The sequence below is a fragment of the Aliivibrio sp. S2TY2 genome (assembly GCF_028765525.1).
Lineage (GTDB): Bacteria > Pseudomonadota > Gammaproteobacteria > Enterobacterales > Vibrionaceae > Aliivibrio > Aliivibrio finisterrensis_A.
The window spans coordinates 35,135-55,382 of the sequence record NZ_JARACS010000016.1 but is presented as its reverse complement, the minus strand read 5'-3'; the positions used below and the strand labels follow the sequence as shown (position 1 = coordinate 55,382).

The 20,248-nt window shown below is 40.6% G+C and carries 16 protein-coding genes; 10 read left to right on the top strand and 6 right to left on the bottom strand.

The genetic code is table 11. The features are described from left to right. Positions 1–5: 5 nt before the first annotated feature. Together PVK63_RS18055 and PVK63_RS18050 are read right to left on the bottom strand one after the other, a co-directional pair. The gene (locus PVK63_RS18055; protein ID WP_274440808.1) at positions 6–3,110 is read right to left on the bottom strand and encodes an efflux RND transporter permease subunit; all 3,105 of its coding nucleotides are present in this window, start codon (positions 3,108–3,110) and stop codon (positions 6–8) included. Beyond that, positions 3,107–4,426 (bottom strand): efflux RND transporter periplasmic adaptor subunit, encoded by a 1,320-nt coding sequence (locus PVK63_RS18050; RefSeq protein WP_274440807.1) that lies wholly within the window; start codon positions 4,424–4,426, stop codon positions 3,107–3,109. The genes PVK63_RS18055 and PVK63_RS18050 overlap by 4 nt, the downstream gene beginning before the upstream one ends. A 422-nt stretch (positions 4,427–4,848) precedes the next feature. Between PVK63_RS18050 and leuA the strand changes: the two genes are divergently transcribed. From leuA to PVK63_RS18025, 5 genes are all read left to right on the top strand, one after another. Beyond that, on the top strand, positions 4,849–6,396 hold the full coding sequence (gene leuA, locus PVK63_RS18045) for a 2-isopropylmalate synthase (RefSeq protein ID WP_130045918.1): 1,548 nt from the start codon (positions 4,849–4,851) through the stop codon (positions 6,394–6,396). A gap of 83 nt (positions 6,397–6,479) precedes the next feature. Beyond that, complete coding sequence (gene leuB, locus PVK63_RS18040) at positions 6,480–7,571, top strand: 3-isopropylmalate dehydrogenase (protein WP_274440805.1); 1,092 nt, start codon at positions 6,480–6,482, stop codon at positions 7,569–7,571. A 15-nt stretch (positions 7,572–7,586) separates the two neighbouring features. Beyond that, complete coding sequence (gene leuC, locus PVK63_RS18035) at positions 7,587–9,002, top strand: 3-isopropylmalate dehydratase large subunit (RefSeq protein WP_274440804.1); 1,416 nt, start codon at positions 7,587–7,589, stop codon at positions 9,000–9,002. Between the two features lie 12 nt (positions 9,003–9,014). Beyond that, positions 9,015–9,617: a 3-isopropylmalate dehydratase small subunit gene (gene leuD, locus PVK63_RS18030; RefSeq protein WP_274440803.1), complete on the top strand. Its 603-nt coding sequence runs from the start codon at positions 9,015–9,017 to the stop codon at positions 9,615–9,617. Positions 9,618–9,767: 150 nt separating this feature from the next. Next, positions 9,768–10,547, top strand: a complete 780-nt coding sequence (locus PVK63_RS18025; RefSeq protein ID WP_274440802.1) for a DUF547 domain-containing protein — start codon at positions 9,768–9,770, stop codon at positions 10,545–10,547. Positions 10,548–10,561: 14 nt separating this feature from the next. Here PVK63_RS18025 and djlA read toward each other — a convergent pair whose 3' ends face one another. Continuing rightward, entirely contained in the window at positions 10,562–11,410 is an 849-nt protein-coding gene (gene djlA, locus PVK63_RS18020) for a co-chaperone DjlA (RefSeq protein ID WP_274440801.1), read from the bottom strand. Positions 11,411–11,700: 290 nt separating this feature from the next. On the opposite strand from djlA, the gene lptD reads away from it, so the two are divergent. The 5 genes from lptD (at position 11,701) to apaH (ending at position 18,163) form a co-directional block, all read left to right on the top strand. Then, positions 11,701–14,043 (top strand): LPS assembly protein LptD, encoded by a 2,343-nt coding sequence (lptD, locus tag PVK63_RS18015; protein ID WP_274449268.1) that lies wholly within the window; start codon positions 11,701–11,703, stop codon positions 14,041–14,043. Between the two features lie 70 nt (positions 14,044–14,113). Then, positions 14,114–15,427: a peptidylprolyl isomerase SurA gene (gene surA, locus PVK63_RS18010; protein WP_274440799.1), complete on the top strand. Its 1,314-nt coding sequence runs from the start codon at positions 14,114–14,116 to the stop codon at positions 15,425–15,427. Further along, entirely contained in the window at positions 15,420–16,409 is a 990-nt protein-coding gene (gene pdxA, locus PVK63_RS18005; RefSeq protein WP_165371232.1) for a 4-hydroxythreonine-4-phosphate dehydrogenase PdxA, read from the top strand. The genes surA and pdxA overlap by 8 nt, the downstream gene beginning before the upstream one ends. Further along, a complete protein-coding gene (gene rsmA, locus PVK63_RS18000; RefSeq protein ID WP_130048661.1) occupies positions 16,406–17,239 on the top strand; it encodes a 16S rRNA (adenine(1518)-N(6)/adenine(1519)-N(6))-dimethyltransferase RsmA in 834 nt (277 codons plus the stop codon). Before pdxA ends, rsmA begins: the two co-directional genes overlap by 4 nt. Positions 17,240–17,347: 108 nt before the next feature. Further along, positions 17,348–18,163 carry a bis(5'-nucleosyl)-tetraphosphatase (symmetrical) ApaH gene (gene apaH / locus PVK63_RS17995; protein ID WP_274440798.1) on the top strand — a complete coding sequence of 272 codons (816 nt, stop codon included), beginning with the start codon at positions 17,348–17,350 and terminating at the stop codon, positions 18,161–18,163. A 233-nt stretch (positions 18,164–18,396) separates the two neighbouring features. Here the strand turns inward: apaH and folA are convergent, their stop codons facing one another. From folA to PVK63_RS17980, 3 genes are all read right to left on the bottom strand, one after another. Next, positions 18,397–18,918 (bottom strand): type 3 dihydrofolate reductase, encoded by a 522-nt coding sequence (gene folA / locus PVK63_RS17990; protein WP_274440797.1) that lies wholly within the window; start codon positions 18,916–18,918, stop codon positions 18,397–18,399. A gap of 65 nt (positions 18,919–18,983) precedes the next feature. After that, positions 18,984–19,472 carry a threonine/serine exporter family protein gene (locus tag PVK63_RS17985; protein WP_130048659.1) on the bottom strand — a complete coding sequence of 163 codons (489 nt, stop codon included), beginning with the start codon at positions 19,470–19,472 and terminating at the stop codon, positions 18,984–18,986. Next, complete coding sequence (locus PVK63_RS17980) at positions 19,472–20,239, bottom strand: threonine/serine ThrE exporter family protein (protein ID WP_130045906.1); 768 nt, start codon at positions 20,237–20,239, stop codon at positions 19,472–19,474. The genes PVK63_RS17985 and PVK63_RS17980 overlap by 1 nt, the downstream gene beginning before the upstream one ends. Positions 20,240–20,248 lie beyond the last annotated feature (9 nt).

Sequence of the window (20,248 nt, the reverse complement as noted above, 5' to 3'; positions counted from 1 at the left end):
CCAGTTTAATGAAGCTCTTCATGTTTCTTCACTAAACCAAAGTCAGCTAAAATGGCGTAAGCCGCTGGTATCATAAACAACACCAATAAGGTTGAAGTAAAGATACCAAAGACAATCGATACAACTAAGGGTTGAATAACTTGCGCCTGCAAACTGGTTTCTAATAACAAGGGTAATAACCCTGCAGCTGTCGTAATTGAGGTTAAAAATACCGCCCTAAAACGCTCACGACTTGCTTTGACCACTGACTCATAAACGGAATCACCATCATCAACATGGTGGCGTATGTACTGCACCAATAAAATCGAATCATTGACCACAATACCCGCTAAAGAAACAAACCCCATAATGCTTGGCATACTCAATGGATGACCTAATAAAACGTGTCCCCATAACACGCCAATCAGCGCTAATGGTATCGCTAACATCACCACAAACGGTTCTAAGTAGCTTCTAAATTGGAAGCTGAGAATAACAAATACCCCAAACAGCCCAAGCATAAATCCAGTACCAATGGATTGTCCTGTTTCGGCCGAATCTTTCGCTTCCCCCTCAAAATCAAAACGCAGTCCTGGGTATTTCTTTTTCAATTCTGGTGCGAGATCTTTTTTAAATTGATTCAGTATTTCTGTTGAGCTCACCTGAGATGCGTGAACATCACCAAAGACACTTAAGGTTCTTAACCCATTAATTCTCTGTATTCGCACATAATTTCTTTGAAAATCTAATGTTGCGATAGAGGCTAGAGGTATTTGGTCTCCCGTAGGCAAAATGATTGGGAAGTTCTCTAAAGTATGTAAATCACCTGCTTGTTGTTTATTTAAACGCACTTCAATTTCAATGTTTTCAACACCTAATTGAATTTCATCTGCCGTTTGTCCAAAGTAAGCAGCACGTAATTGATTAGCAATCAGTTGACCCGTCACACCAAAAGCTTCAGCACCTGGGCGAAGTTTTATTAATACTTCTTCTTTCCCCATTCTCATGTCATCAAGCACGCCATAAACGCCTGCAAAATCATTCAAATAGGCTTGAACTTCTAATGATGCTGACTTCAGTGTGTGTAAATCATCATCCATCATACGAATTTCAATCGCCCTTCCACCCGGTCCCATGGTTGGCTGCTTAAAAACCATAATTATTGGATCCGCTAAATCTCCGACTTCTTTACGCCATGCATCAATAAAATCATCAATTAATGTGTTTCGTTTTTCAGCCCCTAATAAATCTAAACGAATTGTCGCTAAATGCGGGCCAGATTCATTAGCGTCGGCATTAGTATTAAATTGCTCGGTAATATGCTCAACTAATGGTGTGCCACCTTCCTTTTCTTCACTCCATTGTTTATTCAATTTATTCGCTGCATTAACAATCTTATCTACGACTAATTCAGTTTGAGATAATGAAGATCCAGGGGGCAAAATAATACGAGCTTCGGCGATATCTCCATCTAACTCAGGAAAACCAACAAACTTTAACGCGCCACCAGATATCAAAGAAAAAGAAACCAATAAACTTGCGATAACCGCACCTAAAAACGCATAACGCCATTCCACTACTTTCGTTACCGCATTCACCAAGGTGGTATTTCTAAAGTGCTCAAAACGGTCCAATACTTTCTTTTTAAACCCAGTAATCGGCTTATCGTTTTTTGCTCTGTGTAATGAATGGCTTAAATGATTAGGTAAAATTAAAAATGCTTCAATAAGACTCAAGGAGAGCACTAAGATCAGAACCTGTGGAATAACCTTGAGTACCGCCCCCATCTCTCCTTGTAAAAACATCAAGCTACCAAAAATACAGACCGTCGTTAAAAAAGAAGATAAAACACCGGGAAAGACTTTTTTAACCCCGTTATACACCGCATCATCAATCTCTTGTCCTCTATCTAGATGAGAAGCGATGGATTCTGCAATTACAATCGCATCATCCATCATAATCCCGATGGCCATTAATAAGGCAACAAGAGACATGATATTAATAGAGAGCCCTAAGCTTGCCATTAAGAACAGCCCACCTAAAAAAGCCACGGGCAAACCAGCAGCAACCCAGAAAGAATAGCGGAAAGTAAAAAACAGCCACATGGTTAGAAAAACAAGAATGATCCCCTGCCATCCGTTTTTTACCATCATGGTCAAACGATCCCAAAGCAGTGATGAGAGGTCATTCGTCATCTCTAACGTCACACCATCGGGTGCGACTGATTGCTGATATTCAACAAATGCAGAAACACGATCTTTGATTCGCAGAGCATCGTCAGCTTTATTTTTACTGATCTTAAGTACCGCTGATGGCTTACCATCAAACAGTACTTTCTGTTCATCAAGTTCAAAACGATCCGTGATAGTGGCAATGTCTCCTAAGCGAAGTAATGCGCCATTCTCTGATGCCCCTATTACCGTTTTTGCTAATTCCTCAGGTGTGGTTTTTCTCTCATCAAAACGAATTAAAAAGTTCTTTTCTGGCGTTTCGATATTACCGCTAGGCAATTTAATGTTCTGTTGAGCTAATTGATTGGCAATATCACTGACATTCAATCCCAACTGACGAATCGCACTTTCATCCAACTCCACTCGATATTGATGATCAGAAAAACCACTCACTTCAACGAGTGATACATCGTAATCAAGTTTTAAGCTTTGTTTTAATTTCTCTGCGTAGGCTTTTAATTCCGGCCATGTCGTATCTGCGGTAATCGCCACATCCACCACAGGTTCATTCCAATCAAGCTCTTGAACAACTGGGGATTCAATCTCTTTTGGAAAGTCATTAATTGAGTCAATTTGAGTTTGTACATCCACCAACATTCGTCCGATATCGGCTTTTTCATTCAACTTAATAATCAGTCGAGCTGAGCCTTCTATCGCTTCACATTTGGTTTCTTCAATATTACCTAACCCATCAACGGCATCTTCCATACGAATACAAATGCTCTCTTCCACCTCTTGCGGAGAAGCCCCTGGGTACACAACGCCAGCTAAAATATAAGGAGGACTAAATTCGGGAAATGTCTCTCGTTTTAATTGAGATAAAGAGACCAAACCAAGCAGCAATAAAGTGAGCATTAATAAGTTAGCTGCGGTTGGATGACGAGCAAAGAACTTGATCATTGAACTGGCTCCTCATCATTATTTGATTTGACCAAGCGCAATTGCATACCATTAATCGCAGGCAGCAGATCATTTAAGATCAAACGATCATGACTCTTAATATCTCCAGTCACGACAACCTGGTTATTGCGTCGATAAACAATCTCAATCGGAAGGATAGTTAATTTGTTATCTTGCCCTAATAAATAGATCTTATCGCCATGCAACGCACTTTCAGGGATCACCCATTGCGCTGACGCCTCACCCTCGATCCTCGCTTTCACAAACATCCCATTCACTAATGGTGGTAATGAGTTGGGTTGAAAAGCACGGTAGTTTTGATCTATTTCTAAAATGACGCCAACCGTCGCTTGATTTGGATCGACCGTTTCACTAATACGAGCGACTTTCGCTTCCCATTTAGCATCAAAGCGACCACTGCTTAATTCCACATTCGCCGTTAATGGTAATGAATCAATATTTGGCATGCCCTGTTCACTTACCTCAAAGGCTTTCACACTTTGAGCTAATGTTTGCATGTCATGAATAGAGATTTGCGCTTCCATCTCCATGGTTTTAATACCATGAGCAATAAACATGGTTTGCTGTAGATTAACCACTTGATCCGCTTCAATATCCACCTCAGAAATTCGCACATCCGTTGGTAATATAATCGAGGTTTTTTCTAAAGAGCGTTGCGCTTCTTCTAATTTAGCTTGGTTTACCTTCACCATTGCCGCGGCCACTTTTCTTTCATCAGGCAATAATAAGATTTGATTTTGAATATCTTGAACGACTTTTTGTTGCGCCAAATAAGACTGATTCTGCTGGTCTAAATCCGATTGAGATGTCAGGCCTTTTTTCTGAAGATTAACCTTACGGCTTAGCTCTTTCTTACTGATCGAAAGTCGATTCTTTTCTATTTTTAATGTGTTTCGAATGTTTTTTTCTTCTAAATCCACTTTTGCTAATTGAGTTTGGCTCGACCCCAAGTCGGCTTCTGCTTGAGCGAGTTTCAACTCATAATCAAGTGGGTCGATTCTCAGTACTTCAGTTCCGGCTAATAAGATATTTCCTTTGTGTAATTCAGGGTGGCGATACACCACTTTACCGGATACTTCAGCAATGGCTTTCCATTCAAACTTCGGTCTAATTTTCCCGTAACCAATGGCTTGAGGTGCGATTGATTGAGGTTCTAACACTTGGATATTGACAACTTTTGAACGGTCTTCAAGTGGTTTGGTTTCAGCATCTGGACGCAATTTCGTGATGGTAATAAGAATAATCACACCAACCGCAATAACTGGAAAAAAGAGGAATTTTTTATTTATTTTCATTATGTGCATCTCTTCTGTTTACTTAACGTCACGCCAGATAAAAGCTAGATAGTTATTAATTGTACTATTAAGAATTAAAAATACGCTCACCTTTGTATAAAAACGCATCATAGCAATCGTTTTTCTTCTCTTTTTTAACATTTAATCAAAAAAACATCCATATAAGGTAAAAACATCATTTAAAGGTTGACGATATTGGCTAAGTACGATATTAATTTGTTAATTATTTTTTATGGATTGTATTTCAAATGAAAACAGTATCTTCTTTTGCTTTAAACCTCCTCATTATCGTGAACATCTCACGCGGGTAGGTTATGGACCAAAAGAAACCATAAACCAAATTTTAAAACCCGCTAACCATGGCGGGTTTTTTTATGGATATCCGTCATCAAGGCAAATGACAAACACAAGGAAGCAAGCCCATGAGCGATCAAGTCATTATCTTCGACACCACCCTACGTGATGGCGAACAAGCACTATCAGCAAGTTTAACCGTAAAAGAAAAATTGCAGATTGCGTACGCACTTGAACGCCTAGGTGTTGATGTAATTGAAGCTGGCTTCCCTGTCTCTTCCCCTGGTGATTTTGAATCAGTACAAACCATTGCAAAACACATTAAAAATAGCCGAATTTGTGGTCTAGCTCGTGCTGTCCCTAAAGATATTGATGCAGCAGCTGAAGCGTTAAAAGTCGCAGAAGCGTTCCGAATTCATACCTTTATTTCTACTTCGACCGTTCACGTTCAAGATAAATTACGCCGTAGCTACGATGATGTGGTTGAAATGGGTGTAAAAGCGGTTAAACACGCACGTAAATACACCGATGATGTAGAGTTTTCTTGTGAAGATGCTGGCCGCACTCCAATTGATAACCTTTGTCGTATGGTTGAAGCTGCAATCAATGCCGGTGCGAATACTATCAATATTCCAGACACGGTTGGTTACACCATTCCAGGTGAATTTGGTGGCATTGTTCAGCAATTATTTAACCGTGTTCCAAACATTGATAAAGCTATCATCTCTGTTCATTGTCATGATGATTTAGGGATGTCAGTTGCCAACTCTATTGCAGCGGTTCAAGCAGGCGCTCGACAAGTTGAAGGTACAATTAATGGTATTGGTGAGCGTGCAGGCAACTGTTCTTTAGAAGAAATTGCGATGATTCTACAGACTCGTTCAGAATATCTAGGCGTTCATACGGGTCTTAAAAATGATGAAATCCACCGCACCAGTAAGTTGGTAAGTCAGCTTTGTAACATGCCAATTCAAAGCAATAAGGCTATCGTAGGCGCAAACGCCTTTAGCCACTCTTCTGGCATTCACCAAGATGGCATGCTTAAGAATAAAAATACCTATGAGATCATGACACCTGAGTCTATCGGTCTTAAAAACAAAGCGTTAAACCTAACCAGTCGTTCAGGTCGTGCCGCGGTTAAGAGCCACATGGATGCGATGGGTTATAAAGACGAAGAATACAATCTAGACACGCTATATGCAGATTTTGTGAAGCTAGCGGATCGTAAAGGCCAAGTCTTTGATTACGATTTAGAAGCGCTAATGCATTTTGCCAACTTACGTGATGAAGATGACTTCTATAAGTTGAACTACCTAAGCGTTCAATCTGGCAGCGTAATGGCGACAACTAGTATCAAACTACTTTGTGGTGATGAAGAAAAATGTGAAGCCGCTGTCGGTAATGGTCCTGTTGATGCCCTTTACCAATGTATCTACAAACTAACAGGCTATGAGATTGTTCTAGATAAGTTTGATTTAACTGCAAAAGGCGAAGGTGAAGATGGTTTAGGTCAGGCTGATATTATTGCCAATTACAAAGGCCGAAAATATCACGGTACAGGTTTAGCGACCGATATTATCGAAGCCTCTGGTCAGGCATTACTTCACGTAATTAATAGCATTCATCGTGCAGATCAAATTGCTGAAATTAAGCAAAAGAAAGTAGCTACGGTTTAAAAAAGCCGAAACAAATTTTAAATCAGAGAAGTATAGGCCTTCTCTGATTAAGCAAATTAAATAGAAAAGATTAAAGGATTAACATGACGAATAAAACATACAAGATTGCGGTTCTACCTGGCGATGGTATTGGCCCAGAAGTGATGGAACAAGCACATAAAGTTCTGGATGCGATTGAGAAAAAACACGCCATTTCATTTTCACGCGAGCAGCACGATGTAGGTGGTATCGCGATTGATAACCATGGCTGTCCGCTACCAGAGAGCACAGTCAAAGGTTGTGAAGATTCAGATGCCGTATTATTTGGCTCAGTTGGCGGTCCTAAGTGGGAACATCTTCCACCAAATGACCAACCAGAGCGTGGCGCCCTACTTCCTCTTCGTAAACATTTCCAACTGTTCTGTAATCTTCGTCCTGCGCAAATCCATAAAGGATTAGAAAACTTCTCTCCACTGCGTGCTGATATTTCAGGTAACAGCTTCGATATTGTTGTTGTTCGTGAACTGACTGGTGGTATCTACTTTGGCCAACCAAAAGGGCGTGAAGGCGAAGGCCCTCAAGAAAAAGCGTACGATACTGAAATTTACCACCGCTACGAAATCGAACGTATTGCAAAGATTGCTTTTGAATCGGCTCGTCTACGTAATAAAAACGTCTACTCAATTGATAAAGCCAACGTTCTACAAAGCTCTATCCTATGGCGTGAAGTGGTAGAAGACGTCGCTCAAGATTACCCAGATGTAAAACTAAGCCACATGTACATTGATAACGCGACCATGCAGCTAATCAAAGATCCATCTCAGTTTGATGTGATGCTATGTTCAAATATCTTTGGTGACATTATCTCTGATGAGTGCGCGATGATCACAGGCTCAATGGGTATGCTTCCTTCTGCAAGTCTGAATGAGAGCAACTTTGGTCTGTATGAACCCGCAGGTGGTTCAGCGCCTGATATTGCAGGTAAAAATATTGCTAACCCTGTTGCTCAGATCTTATCTGCAGCACTCATGCTACGCTATAGCCTAGGTGAAGAAGCAGCAGCACAAAGTATTGAAGCTGCCGTATCTAAAGCGCTATCAGCAGGCGAGCTAACGGCTGACTTAGCCGGCGATAAACCAGCACTAACTACATCAGCAATGGGCGATAAAATCGCTGAGTACATTTTGAATTCGTAATTCAAGGAAGAAGCAATGTCTAACGCAAAAACATTATACGAAAAAATTTACGATGCCCATGTTGCTGTAGCGGCAGAAGGCGAAAACCCAATTTTATACATCGACCGCCATTTGGTTCATGAAGTGACATCACCACAAGCGTTTGATGGCCTACGTGAAAAAGGACGTAAAGTTCGCCAAGTAGGTAAAACCTTCGCAACGATGGATCACAACGTTTCAACACAAACCAAAGACATTAATGCCTCTGGTGAAATGGCTCGAATCCAAATGGAGACGCTATCAAAAAACTGTGAAGAGTTTGGCGTTACCCTTTACGATCTAAACCATAAATATCAAGGTATTGTTCATGTTATGGGCCCAGAACTTGGTATTACCTTACCAGGTATGACGATTGTGTGTGGTGATTCACACACTGCAACTCACGGCGCATTTGGTTCATTAGCTTTTGGTATCGGTACCTCTGAAGTTGAGCACGTATTAGCGACACAAACGCTAAAACAAGCACGTGCTAAAACCATGAAAATCGAAGTTAAAGGCAAAGTAGCCGAAGGCATTACCGCTAAAGACATCGTTCTTGCGATCATAGGTAAAACAACGGCTGCTGGTGGTACTGGTTATGTGGTTGAATTCTGTGGTGAAGCGATTACCGACCTTACGATGGAAGGTCGTATGACGGTATGTAACATGGCGATCGAATTAGGCGCTAAAGCAGGTCTTATCGCACCTGACCAAACGACATTTGATTATATTACTGGACGTAAATTCTCACCACAAGGTGCAGATTTAGACGCCGCTATCGACTACTGGTCATCATTGAAAACTGATGATAATGCTGAGTTTGATGCCGTAGTAACACTTGAAGCCTCTGAAATTAAACCGCAAGTCACTTGGGGTACAAACCCAGGGCAAGTGATCGCAGTAGACGATCCAATCCCTGCACCAGAGAGTTTTTCTGACCCTGTAGAAAAAGCATCTGCTGAAAAAGCCTTAGCTTACATGGGACTTGAAGCTGGAAAATCCCTGTCTGATTACAATGTTGATAAAGTATTTGTTGGTTCTTGTACTAACTCACGTATCGAAGACATGCGTGCTGCGGCTGCAGTAGCAAAAGGCAATAAAGTGGCATCTCATGTTCAAGCCTTGATTGTTCCTGGCTCTGAGCAAGTAAAAGCACAAGCAGAAAAAGAAGGCCTAGATGTGATCTTTAAAGAAGCTGGCTTTGAATGGCGCCTACCGGGTTGCTCTATGTGCCTTGCAATGAACAACGACCGTCTAGGTCCGCAAGAACGCTGTGCGTCAACATCAAACCGTAACTTTGAAGGTCGCCAAGGCCGTGATGGTCGAACTCACCTAGTGAGCCCTGCAATGGCTGCTGCTGCTGCAATTGCGGGTCACTTTGTTGATATTCGTACCATTACAGAACAAGCATAAAAGGAATTTACTATGTCAGGTTTTAAGCAACATACAGGTCTAGTCGTTCCTTTAGATACGGCGAATATTGATACCGATGCCATTATACCAAAGCAGTTTCTACAAAAAGTAAATCGCATTGGTTTTGGTAAACACCTATTTCACGATTGGCGCTTTTTGGATGATGGTGGTGAACAACCAAATCCAGAATTTGTCATGAACGCACCACGCTATCAAGGTGCTACCGTTCTGCTTGCTCGTGAAAACTTTGGTTGTGGTTCATCTCGTGAACACGCACCTTGGGCATTAGTGGATTACGGCATCCAAGTGATGATCGCACCAAGCTTTGCTGATATTTTTTATGGCAACTCAATCAATAACCAAATGGTTCCAGTTCGCCTGACCGAATCTGAAGTTGATGAAATATTTCAGTTCGTTGAAGCGAATGAAGGCGCTGAGGTTACTGTGGATTTAGAAGCGATGTTAGTGACTGCTAACAATAAACAGTATTCTTTTGAAATTGATGAGTTTCGTCGTCATTGTTTATTAAATGGTTTAGATAATATCGGACTGACACTGCAACACGCCGATAAAATTTCGGAATATGAAGCGAAGATCCCGAGCTTTTTAAAATAGGATTCAGGATTCAGGATTCAGGATTCAGGATTCAGGATTCAGGATTCAGGAAATAATAGAGGTTGATATGAACGTATCAACCTCTTTTTTGTCTATAGAATACAGACAATCTATACTAAATAGTCATTAGTAAAAAATCAGAGGCCCTTTATGAAATACATTTTTTCCTCGTTACTTTTGCTTTTCTCATTCAGTACGTTCGCTGCACCAAAATCTGAACTCTGGGATTATTGGAATGTAAGTAATGAAAAAAACGCCACCACCATCTCTCACCAGTATTGGCAACAAACCTTAGATAAATACCTCATGACTAAGGGGGAATTCACGCTTTTTGACTATGCTAACGTCACCGATGCTGATGAGCGAACTCTTAACAGCTATTTACGTCAAATGAGTCGTATTGATCCGAGAGAATATAAAAAAGCTGAGCAATACGCTTATTGGGTCAACCTTTACAATGCAATCACTGTAAAAATTATTTTAGATAATTACCCTATCAAATCGATTACTAAATTAGGAGGGCTATTTAGCTTCGGACCTTGGGATGAAGAAGTTATTATAGTGGCAGGAAAAGCTCTTACTCTTAATGACATCGAACATCGAATTTTAAGACCAATATGGAATGATCCTAGAACCCATTATGCGGTTAATTGTGCAAGTTTAGGCTGCCCTAACTTACAACCAAAAGCCTTCACCGCTAGAAACAGCGATAAATTATTAGATAAAGCGGCAACCGAATTCATTAACAGTAACAAGGGTGTATTGATTCAAGAAGATAAAGTCCAACTATCCTCTATTTATGATTGGTTCGCTGTTGATTTTGGTAATCAAGCACAGCTTTTTAAGCACCTAAAAAAATATCGCCCAGAATTAAAATCATTCAAAGGCGATATTCGCTATGACTACGACTGGTCATTGAATAAACAATAAAAAATGCAGAGGGATTACTTAATCCCTTTAGCCTTTTTAATTAAGTCATAAGCGCCTTGGATCTCTTGCGCTTTTTCTTTTGCCATTTCCATCATTTCTGGTGGTAGACCTTTTGCTACCAGCTTATCTGGATGATGCTCATTCATTAATTTACGATGGGCACGCTTAATTGTTTTAGCATCAGCATCTTCATTAATACCTAACAAATTATAAGCATCTTTTAGTTGTTCAGCTGAACTGGCTTGCTGCCATTGACCATGATTTTGTTGTGAGCCGCCTTGACCAGAGAAACCACCACTGCGCTGAAAACGAAAAGCCGCTTCTTGCATTTTTAAACGTTTTTCAAGCTGTGCAGCACTAAAGCCAAGTTCTTCAGCAACAATGTGTAAAATATCACGCTCACTTGGGTGAATATCACCATCCGCAATGGCTGATGCTATTTGTAACTCTAAAAAGAATTGCAATAAATCATAGCGACCACCCGTAATTGAGCGGATTTTCTGTAAAGTTTCACGTAATGGAAAATCATTTTCTTTACCTTCTCTAAACGCTTCTTGAGCTTCTTTTTTCTGCTCGCCGCTTAGATTCATGCGATCCATCATCATTGATGCTAATTGGATTTCTTGTGCTGTTACCTGCCCTTTCGCTTTCGCTATATGTCCCATAACGGCAAAAGCGGCATGAAAAAATTCAGCCTGTCTCTCTGTTTGAGAAGCACCACCAGTTTGGAAAGTAAATCCACTAGTTGCCATGCGTTTTGCTTTATCAAATTGGTGTCCAATAAAGATCCCTAATGCAGCGCCAAAAAAGCCACCAAATAAGAAACCAAAAAAACCACCTAATATTTTGCCAAATATTTGCATTTTATATTCCAATTATTGAATTATTCTATTTTTACTCGGTCACATAATTCTACTTAACCACATAACGGGCAAACGCAGCCTCTTACTTTGCAGCCAAGCAACATCAAGATACAGGATTCAGGGTATCATCAACAGAAGCAATTGCAGAAAAATAACTGAATTGAATGAGATGATAGCCGCATCTTAAGGTGGTTTGGGCATAGCTTTTGCTTTATTATAAAGAAGTGACTCTGTCTAATATCATTGAGTATATCAGCGGATTAATATAACGAACAGGAACGTCTATCTCGATGCCTTTTACTTCTCGCAGCCTACTTGTCTCATTCGCTGGATGCCTTCTTTACGGAGCTCCCGTCATCGCTGATGATGGTAACCCTGTATCTCCAGAAAATAGTGCCATCTTCCCTCTAAAAACTGACGCAGTTAACTCTTGCAAAGTACCTGATAAAATGTCAAAAGAGGAAGAGGAACAACAACCCGTTTTAATTCAAGCAGACAGTGTTGAAGCCAGTAATAATTCTAAAGCCGTTTATAAAGGCAACGTTCATATTATTAAAGGCCGACAAGAGATTAAAGCGGATAGCATCACCCTTCATCAGCAAGAAAACATTGCAATAGCTGAAGGTAATGTTGATTACTCAAGCATGGATATGCGCTCAACCTCAGATAAAGTAACTACGGATTTAACTACCGAAGATACCACTATGGTTAATACGGCCTACAATATGTCTTGTCAGCCTATTCGTGGTACAGCAAGCCGTGTATTAAAAACAGGGCAAGAAATCTACCAATTAGAAGATGCCTCTTTCACAACCTGTCCTGCGGATGACAATAGCTGGCGCTTTAAAGCCAGTGATATCGAATTAGACCAATCTGATGAGTGGGCAACATTCTACAATGCTCGCTTTGAAGTGCTTGATGTTCCTATTTTTTACTTGCCTTATATTACTGTTCCTGTTGGCGACCAACGTAAAACAGGGGTGTTAATCCCTAGTGTAGGCCTTGATAGTAAAAATGGTTTTGAGCTATCTGTCCCTATTTATTGGAATATCGCACCAAATTATGATGCAACCACAACCATTAATTACATGGAGAAGCGTGGTACTCAATTAGAAGCAGAATTCCGTTATTTGGAAACATTTGGCCAGGGTACTGTCGATCTCGAATACCTTAATGAGGATGCTAAGTTCAAAGATAAAGGTACTCGTTGGGGGGTAAGTTGGAATCATTCAGGCATCTATCAAAAGCACTGGAAATTTGAAGTTGACTACTCCAAAGTCAGCGATATCGATTACTTCCAAGACTTAAATTCAAGCATAGGTACTCGTGATGAAGGCCAATTGACTCAATCAGGCGAAGTCTCTTATCGTACTCAAGATTGGGATATGACCATGCGTGTGCGCGACTTCCAAGTCTTAGTTGAGAATCAAACACCGTATCGACTAATGCCACAAATAGAATTTAACTATTATGCACCTCAGTTTTATAAAGAATTTGACTTCAACCTACATAGTCACGTTAGTAAATTTGCTACAGATGACGAAGCAAAACCATCAGCAACACGAGTTCACTTAGAGCCTAAGTTAAGCTTACCATTAAGCTCAACTTGGTGGTCATTAACGCCTGAGGCGAGTTTACTCTATACCTATTATTCTCAAGATTTTGATCGTTCAGAAACCTCACTATCAGAATTATCAGAAGAAGTATCTCGAACTATTCCTGAGGTACGTATTAATGGTGCTATCTATTTAGACAGCACTCATAAATTCTTAGGTGAGTACTTACAAACGCTAGAACCTAAAATACAATATTTATACGTACCAGAAGTTGACCAAAGTGAGATCTATGGTGGCCGAGGTGAAGGCGGCTATGACAGTAGTAAACTGCAATTGGATTACTACGGATTATTTAGGGATCGTCAGTACAGTGGTGTTGATTACATTTCATCAGCGAACCAATTCAGTATTGGTGCAACCTCACGATTTTATGATGATGCTTACAAAGAACGCATGAATATCTCTTTTGGTCAGATCCTTTATATGGATGGTTCGGGTACCACTAATGAAAACGATACTAGTAACTCATCGGCTTGGGCTATGGAAAGTGACTTTAACTTCAATGACTACCTTTTCTATCATGGCGGTATTCAGTACGATTCAAATGTCAGTGAGCTTCAAGTAGCAAACAGCACATTAGAATACCGATTCGCAAAAGGTTATGTTCAAGCTAACTATCGTTACATCGAAAGTAATGTTCGCTTTGAGGATGATTCTATAGAGCAGATCACCCAACATGGTATCTACCAAGCTGGCTTACTGAGTGAATATAATCTTGGTCGAAATTGGGCTCTTAAAGGACAATACTTCCATGATACAAAAGAAGACCAAATGATAGAGGCCTTAGTCGGAGTAACCTATTTAAGTGATTGCTGGTCATTTGGTTTAACGTATAGTGACCAGTTAATCGCTCCTACTAATGATTCCGCATTAGCAATTGGAACTTACAAACCTGAGTATGAGAAAAACCTAATGCTTTCTATTGGCATTCGAGGTCTTGGAAGTAACACTGGTATCACCTCTGGCTCAGCAACTAACGCACTGGGCTACGGTCGCCCATTTTATTTAAACAATTAATTTATACGGATATACCTGAAGCGTCCTATGTTAATCGGACGCTTCACTCTCCTTACTCTTGGATGACACTATGAAAAACTGGAAACTCCCATTAGTTAGCACATTATTACTTATGCTAACCATGAATGTACAAGCAGCACCGGTTGAATTAGATCGTGTTGTAGCGATTGTTGATGAAGGCGTTGTATTACAAAGCGACATTGATACCTCTCTTAAAACAGTAAAAATAAACGCACAAGAAAAAGGACAACCTTTGCCGGAAGAGAGTGTTCTACGCGAACAAATTCTTGAAAAGCTTATTGTTGATACGATTCAAAGCCAACAAGCTGAAAAAATGGGTATTCGTATCGACGATACTCGACTTGAGGAAGCACTGAAGAACATAGCCAAAGAAAACAACATGACATTGGCTCAACTGCAACAAAAAACCGCAGCTCAAGGGCTTTCATACGCTAGCTTCCGTGAACAAATTCGTAAAGAGATCGCAGCAAGTGAAGCTCGAAACGCTCAAGTACGTCGTCGTATTAACATCCTTCCTCAAGAAGTAGAAAGCCTTGCTCTACTACTTGCTGAAGAGACTCAGGCAACAGTGCAATATAAAATCAGCCACATCCAATTACGAGCAGAAGATGGCGCAACTCAAGCAGATAAAGAAGCGTTAGAGCAGCAAGCTGATGAGCTTACCGAACGCCTAAAACAAGGCGCTGATTTTGCGACCATGGCATACACTTACTCTAAAGGCCCTAAAGCACTTCAAGGTGGTGACTGGGGCTGGATGCGTAAAGAAGAAATGCCAACCATTTTTGCAGACCAAATTACGGGACAAGGAAAAAACAGCATTATCGGTCCATTCCGCTCTGGTGTGGGTTTCCATATTCTGAAAATTGATGACGTTAAAGGGCTTGAGACTATTGCGGTTACTGAAGTAAATGCTCGTCATATTCTAATCAAAACCTCGGTCATCATGAGTGACGAAGGCGCTAAACGTCAGTTAAACACTATTATTGCTGATATTAAAGCAGGCAATGATACCTTTGCTGAAATGGCAAAGCGCTATAGCCAAGATCCAGGTTCAGCAGCAAGAGATGGCGAACTAGGTTTTCAAACACCTGATTTATATGTTCCAGAATTTAAACACCAAGTAGAGATCCTGCCTGTTGGTCAAATCAGTGAACCCTTCAAAACTGTTCATGGCTGGCACATTGTTGAAGTATTAGAACGCCGTCAAGTTGACAGAACTGATGCCGCAATGAAAAACAAAGCATACCGTATTTTAATGAATCGTAAATTTAACGAAGAAGCAGGCGCTTGGTTGCAAGAAATCCGTGCTAGTGCTTATGTTGAAATACTAAAAGATGATGATGGTGAAGAAAATAATGAATAAGATTAAACGAATTGCCATTACTCCTGGAGAACCATCAGGTATTGGGCCAGATCTTGTTCTTACTATTGCACAACAAAATTGGCCGCATCAATTAGTTGTCTGCGGCAATAAGAATGCGCTAGAGCAGAGAGCTAAATTACTAAATATTGATATCTCAATTGAAGAGTATAATGTGCAGTCTCCAGCCAAAGCTCACAAAGCTGGCACTTTAATTGTCGATGATATCGCTTTAGGTGAAGAGGTCATTGCTGGAGAGCTTAATGAAGCCAATGGACATTATGTTCTTGAAACATTACGCCGAGCTGCGCAAGGCAATATGGATGGCGAATTCGATGCTGTCGTTACTGGCCCTGTACATAAAGGCGTCATTAATCGTGCCGGAGTTGCATTCAGTGGCCATACCGAATTTTTTGCAGAGCAATCAAACACTCAGCAAGTTGTGATGATGCTTGCTACTGAAGGCTTGCGTGTGGCATTAGTAACTACTCACATACCACTCGCTTATGTATCAAAAGCCATTACTGCTGATCGCTTAAAACAAGTGACTCGAATTCTACATCAAGACTTAATCACTAAGTTTGGAATTGCGAAACCATCAATTTTTGTATGCGGATTAAATCCTCATGCAGGTGAAGATGGCTGTCTTGGTCGTGAAGAAATTGATATCATTACGCCAGCATTAAATGAATTACGTGCAGAAGAAGGAATGAATCTTATTGGTCCATTACCTGCTGACACACTATTTCAAGATAAATACTTACAAGAAGCGGATGCGGTACTAGCGATGTATCACGATCAAGGGCTTCCTGTGTTAAAATTTAAAGGCTTTGGAAAATCAGTAAACATTACACTAGGTTTACCGTTTATCCGAACCTCAGTAGACCATGGTACTGCATTGGAATTGGCGGGTACTGGAAAAGCAGATGCAGGAAGCTTTATTACCGCACTAACCCATGCAATTGAACTGGTAGAGAAAAAATGAGTACTAGAAATGATGTCCATTTAGGCCATAAAGCAAGAAAACGCTTTGGTCAAAACTTCTTAAATGACCCTTATGTGATCGATGGAATCGTATCTGCAATCAACCCTCTGCCAGGCCAAAACCTTGTAGAAATTGGTCCAGGTCTTGGTGCTATCACTGAGCCAGTTGGCCGTGAAGTTGATAAATTTACTGTTATCGAACTTGACCGTGACTTAGCAGAACGTCTTCGTAACCATCCTGAATTAGGCAGTAAGCTGACGATTCATGAAGGCGATGCTATGCGTTTCGACTTTACTCAGTTAATTAAAGAAAATAATAAGCTGCGTATTTTCGGTAACTTGCCATACAACATCTCAACACCACTAATGTTCCACCTATTTGAATTCCATAAAGACGTATTAGACATGCACTTTATGCTACAAAAAGAAGTGGTGAACCGTTTGGCCGCAGGCCCTGGTACAAAAGCATATGGCCGCTTAACCGTTATGGCGCAATACTTCTGTAAAGTAATGCCTGTATTAGAAGTGCCACCAACAGCGTTTGTTCCGCCACCGAAGGTAGATTCAGCAGTTGTTCGCTTGGTACCTTATGAAGTATTACCGTACCCTGCGAAGAACTTAAAGTGGCTTGATCGCGTGTGTCGTGAAGGCTTTAACCAACGTCGTAAGACTGTTCGTAACTGTTATAAAGCATTACTGACTAAAGAGCAGCTAGAAGAATTAGGCATTAACCCTACTATGCGCCCTGAAAACCTTACATTAGAGCAGTTTGTTAATATGGCAAACTGGTTAAATGACAATTATCAGGCTGAAACAGAAACGTCTAAGTAACTGTTTTCGTATTCATAAATTATACATATTAAAAGGTGACTTTATTGTCACCTTTTTTCTATCTAATACCTATTGGCACAAGCTTTATACTAATTTAAGGAAAGGGATATGGCGACCTACTTTGTTGGAGATATTCAAGGTTGTTTAGATGAACTACAGCTCTTATTAGAGCAGGTCCATTTTAATAAAGAAACTGACCAACTATGGCTAACAGGAGATTTGGTTGCTCGCGGACCAAAATCATTAGAAACCTTACGCTTTGTAAAGTCATTAGGATCAGCAGCCGTGACTATTTTAGGTAATCATGATTTGCATTTACTGGCGGTATCTCAGGGCATTTCTCGCGTTAAAGAAAAAGACAAAACAGCACCTATCTTTACGGCACCTGATAGTAAGGAGTTACTAACTTGGTTACGTCATCAACCATTATTAGCCGTTAACTCTGAACATAATATCGTAATGAGTCACGCAGGGATCTCCCCTCAATGGGATATTAATACTGCCATTGAGTGCGCGCATGAAGTTGAAGCGGTTTTACAATCGGACAAATGGATTTGGTTATTAGAGAATATGTATGATAACCAGCCTGATGTATGGCGAGAAGATCTTACCGATATTGAGCGTTACCGTTATATTATCAACGCTTTTACACGCATGCGTTTTTGTTATTCTGATGGTCGCTTAGATATGGAATGTAAGCTGCCACCTCAAGAGATTAATAGCGATGAACTCGTGCCTTGGTTTGAGCTAGAAAATCGTCTTCCCCTTTCGCATAAAGTGATTTTTGGTCACTGGGCAGCATTGATGGGACATGATGGAAATAACGTAATAGCGCTCGATACAGGCTGTGTATGGGGGGAATATATGACGATGTATCGTGTTGATGATGGGAAGTATTTTACGCAGAAAGCGATAGCACAGTAACGAGGAAGAGCAGAGACTAGGAACTATACGCTTCGCTGACTAGAGGCTATAAGAGCGAGGTTTCAGGTTTCAGGTTTCAGGTTTCAGGAAAATCAAAAGCGAGTACACCTGAACCCTGCAAGCGCAGCGTCCTGAAACCTAATTTGTCACAATGCTACTTATAGTCTCTAGTCTCTAGTCTCTAGTCTCTAGTCTCTAGTCTCTAGTCTCTAGTTAGCGCAGCGTATAACCTCTTACCTTTCAAGAACCACAAATTCCATATCGTACTGATTTTTTTCATCTTTCGAATACGTTTCAGAGTGAGTCCGATTCCAGCCTTCACCCCAATCTGGGAACTGCGTATCGCCATCAATATCAGCATCGATAAACGTCAGATACAACTTATCCGCATCAGCAAGACACGCTTGGTAAATTGACCCACCACCAATAATCATAAGCTCTTCAATATCACCTGCAGCTTGCTTTGCTTCTTCAATTGAAGTTACGCAAGTCACACCATCGATTTGCAAATTAGTATCGCGGCTTAATACAATGTTTAAACGCCCTGGTAAAGGACGACCAATCGACTCATAGGTTTTACGCCCCATCACAATTGGTTTACCCATAGTACATTGTTTAAACCATGCAAAATCAGCAGGTAAGTGCCATGGCATTTGATTATTTTTACCAATAACTAGAGGTTGAGAATTTGACAGATTGCACGATTTATCAATTTTTCCATTATGTGCCATGGCTGCAATCATACTAATCTTCATTTATTCTAAATCTCATTTTATTAAGCAAAAAAACTGGTCCGTAGAATAACAAATTAATACCTTTATCACACTATAGATTTTCTACGGTAAAACAGTAGCCCAGGCATAGCAAGACCAATCGCAAGTGCCGCTATGGTAAATAGGGTCTTAATTAAATTATCAATCATCATGGCCCATAACTCTGGAGAATAACCAAGATGATTAATTTCTACCACGGCGATCATTGCCTTAAATGCAAAGACTCCCGGAACCATTGGGATCAAAGCGGCAACCGTAAATACTTTAGGGTGTGCGAGAAATCGATGCGACCAATGTACGCCTATCATTCCAACCGTAGTTGCGGCACATAGTGTTGCCCACTCTAAAGGCGCACCATAATGCATTAATAAAAATCGTGTTCCATGGCCAATTGCTCCACCAATGGCACAATATTTCAAAGCCTTAGCCGGTACATTAAATACCAAGGCAAAACCAACGGCAGGGATCATGGCAAAAAACATATCATTTAATAAAGCGAGGAATAAATCAAAATTCGAATTAATTAAAACATTCATTAGTTAATCCATCCCCAGACACCAACCAAGTTCATCGCACCCACAATCCCAATGCTGGTTGCTAGGGTAAGTAAGGTCGCAAATGTCCATCGAGCAATTCCCATATTAACGTACCCTTTCACCATATCGGCAACGGCATTTATTAAAGGGAAACCGGGAACAAGCATCAAAACAGAAGAAGCCATTGCAAGAAAAGGAATATTACCAATGTGATAAATAACAGCTTGAGAGGAGATAAGAGTGGTCACAAAGGCAGTGATACCAAAGTTAAGCAGAGGATTAAATTGTCGATGTCCTATTTCTTGACGAACAATCATGCCTAATGAAGAAGCTAAAAATGTCATCATAAATACAGGCCAATCACCTCCTGCTAAACGACTGAAACTGGCACATGATAAACCAATCATCACAACCACAAGCCAGCGGTTATATCTTTCAGGGCTAATATTATCTAACTTAGCGGTTGCTTCATGTCGATCCAACAATCCCTTTTCTGACATAATGCAGATCCGTTGGATCTCAGTAATTGCCCTCATATTAATGCCGCGATCGGGGGCTCTTCGAGCCGTTGTCATACAATGCTCATTAATGATGGTCGTGATCACTAGTGAACTTGCTGACAATGATATTTCGACATCATCAGCCCCGACGGCAATGCCTAAGCGGCGACTGACATCAGAAACCAAACTACTTTCAGCTCCATGCTGTAATAGCATTTGCCCTGCTTTGGCTACTAAGCGGGATATCTCTCTTTGCTTCTCATCCATGTTTATTCG

Coding starts and splice junctions, on each gene's coding strand:
- PVK63_RS18055 (WP_274440808.1), bottom strand. CDS start 3,110: ATGATCAAGTTCTTTGCTCGTCATCCAACCGCAGCTAACTTATTAATG.
- PVK63_RS18050 (WP_274440807.1), bottom strand. CDS start 4,426: ATGAAAATAAATAAAAAATTCCTCTTTTTTCCAGTTATTGCGGTTGGT.
- leuA (WP_130045918.1), top strand. CDS start 4,849: ATGAGCGATCAAGTCATTATCTTCGACACCACCCTACGTGATGGCGAA.
- leuB (WP_274440805.1), top strand. CDS start 6,480: ATGACGAATAAAACATACAAGATTGCGGTTCTACCTGGCGATGGTATT.
- leuC (WP_274440804.1), top strand. CDS start 7,587: ATGTCTAACGCAAAAACATTATACGAAAAAATTTACGATGCCCATGTT.
- leuD (WP_274440803.1), top strand. CDS start 9,015: ATGTCAGGTTTTAAGCAACATACAGGTCTAGTCGTTCCTTTAGATACG.
- PVK63_RS18025 (WP_274440802.1), top strand. CDS start 9,768: ATGAAATACATTTTTTCCTCGTTACTTTTGCTTTTCTCATTCAGTACG.
- djlA (WP_274440801.1), bottom strand. CDS start 11,410: ATGCAAATATTTGGCAAAATATTAGGTGGTTTTTTTGGTTTCTTATTT.
- lptD (WP_274449268.1), top strand. CDS start 11,701: ATGCCTTTTACTTCTCGCAGCCTACTTGTCTCATTCGCTGGATGCCTT.
- surA (WP_274440799.1), top strand. CDS start 14,114: ATGAAAAACTGGAAACTCCCATTAGTTAGCACATTATTACTTATGCTA.
- pdxA (WP_165371232.1), top strand. CDS start 15,420: ATGAATAAGATTAAACGAATTGCCATTACTCCTGGAGAACCATCAGGT.
- rsmA (WP_130048661.1), top strand. CDS start 16,406: ATGAGTACTAGAAATGATGTCCATTTAGGCCATAAAGCAAGAAAACGC.
- apaH (WP_274440798.1), top strand. CDS start 17,348: ATGGCGACCTACTTTGTTGGAGATATTCAAGGTTGTTTAGATGAACTA.
- folA (WP_274440797.1), bottom strand. CDS start 18,918: ATGAAGATTAGTATGATTGCAGCCATGGCACATAATGGAAAAATTGAT.
- PVK63_RS17985 (WP_130048659.1), bottom strand. CDS start 19,472: ATGAATGTTTTAATTAATTCGAATTTTGATTTATTCCTCGCTTTATTA.
- PVK63_RS17980 (WP_130045906.1), bottom strand. CDS start 20,239: ATGGATGAGAAGCAAAGAGAGATATCCCGCTTAGTAGCCAAAGCAGGG.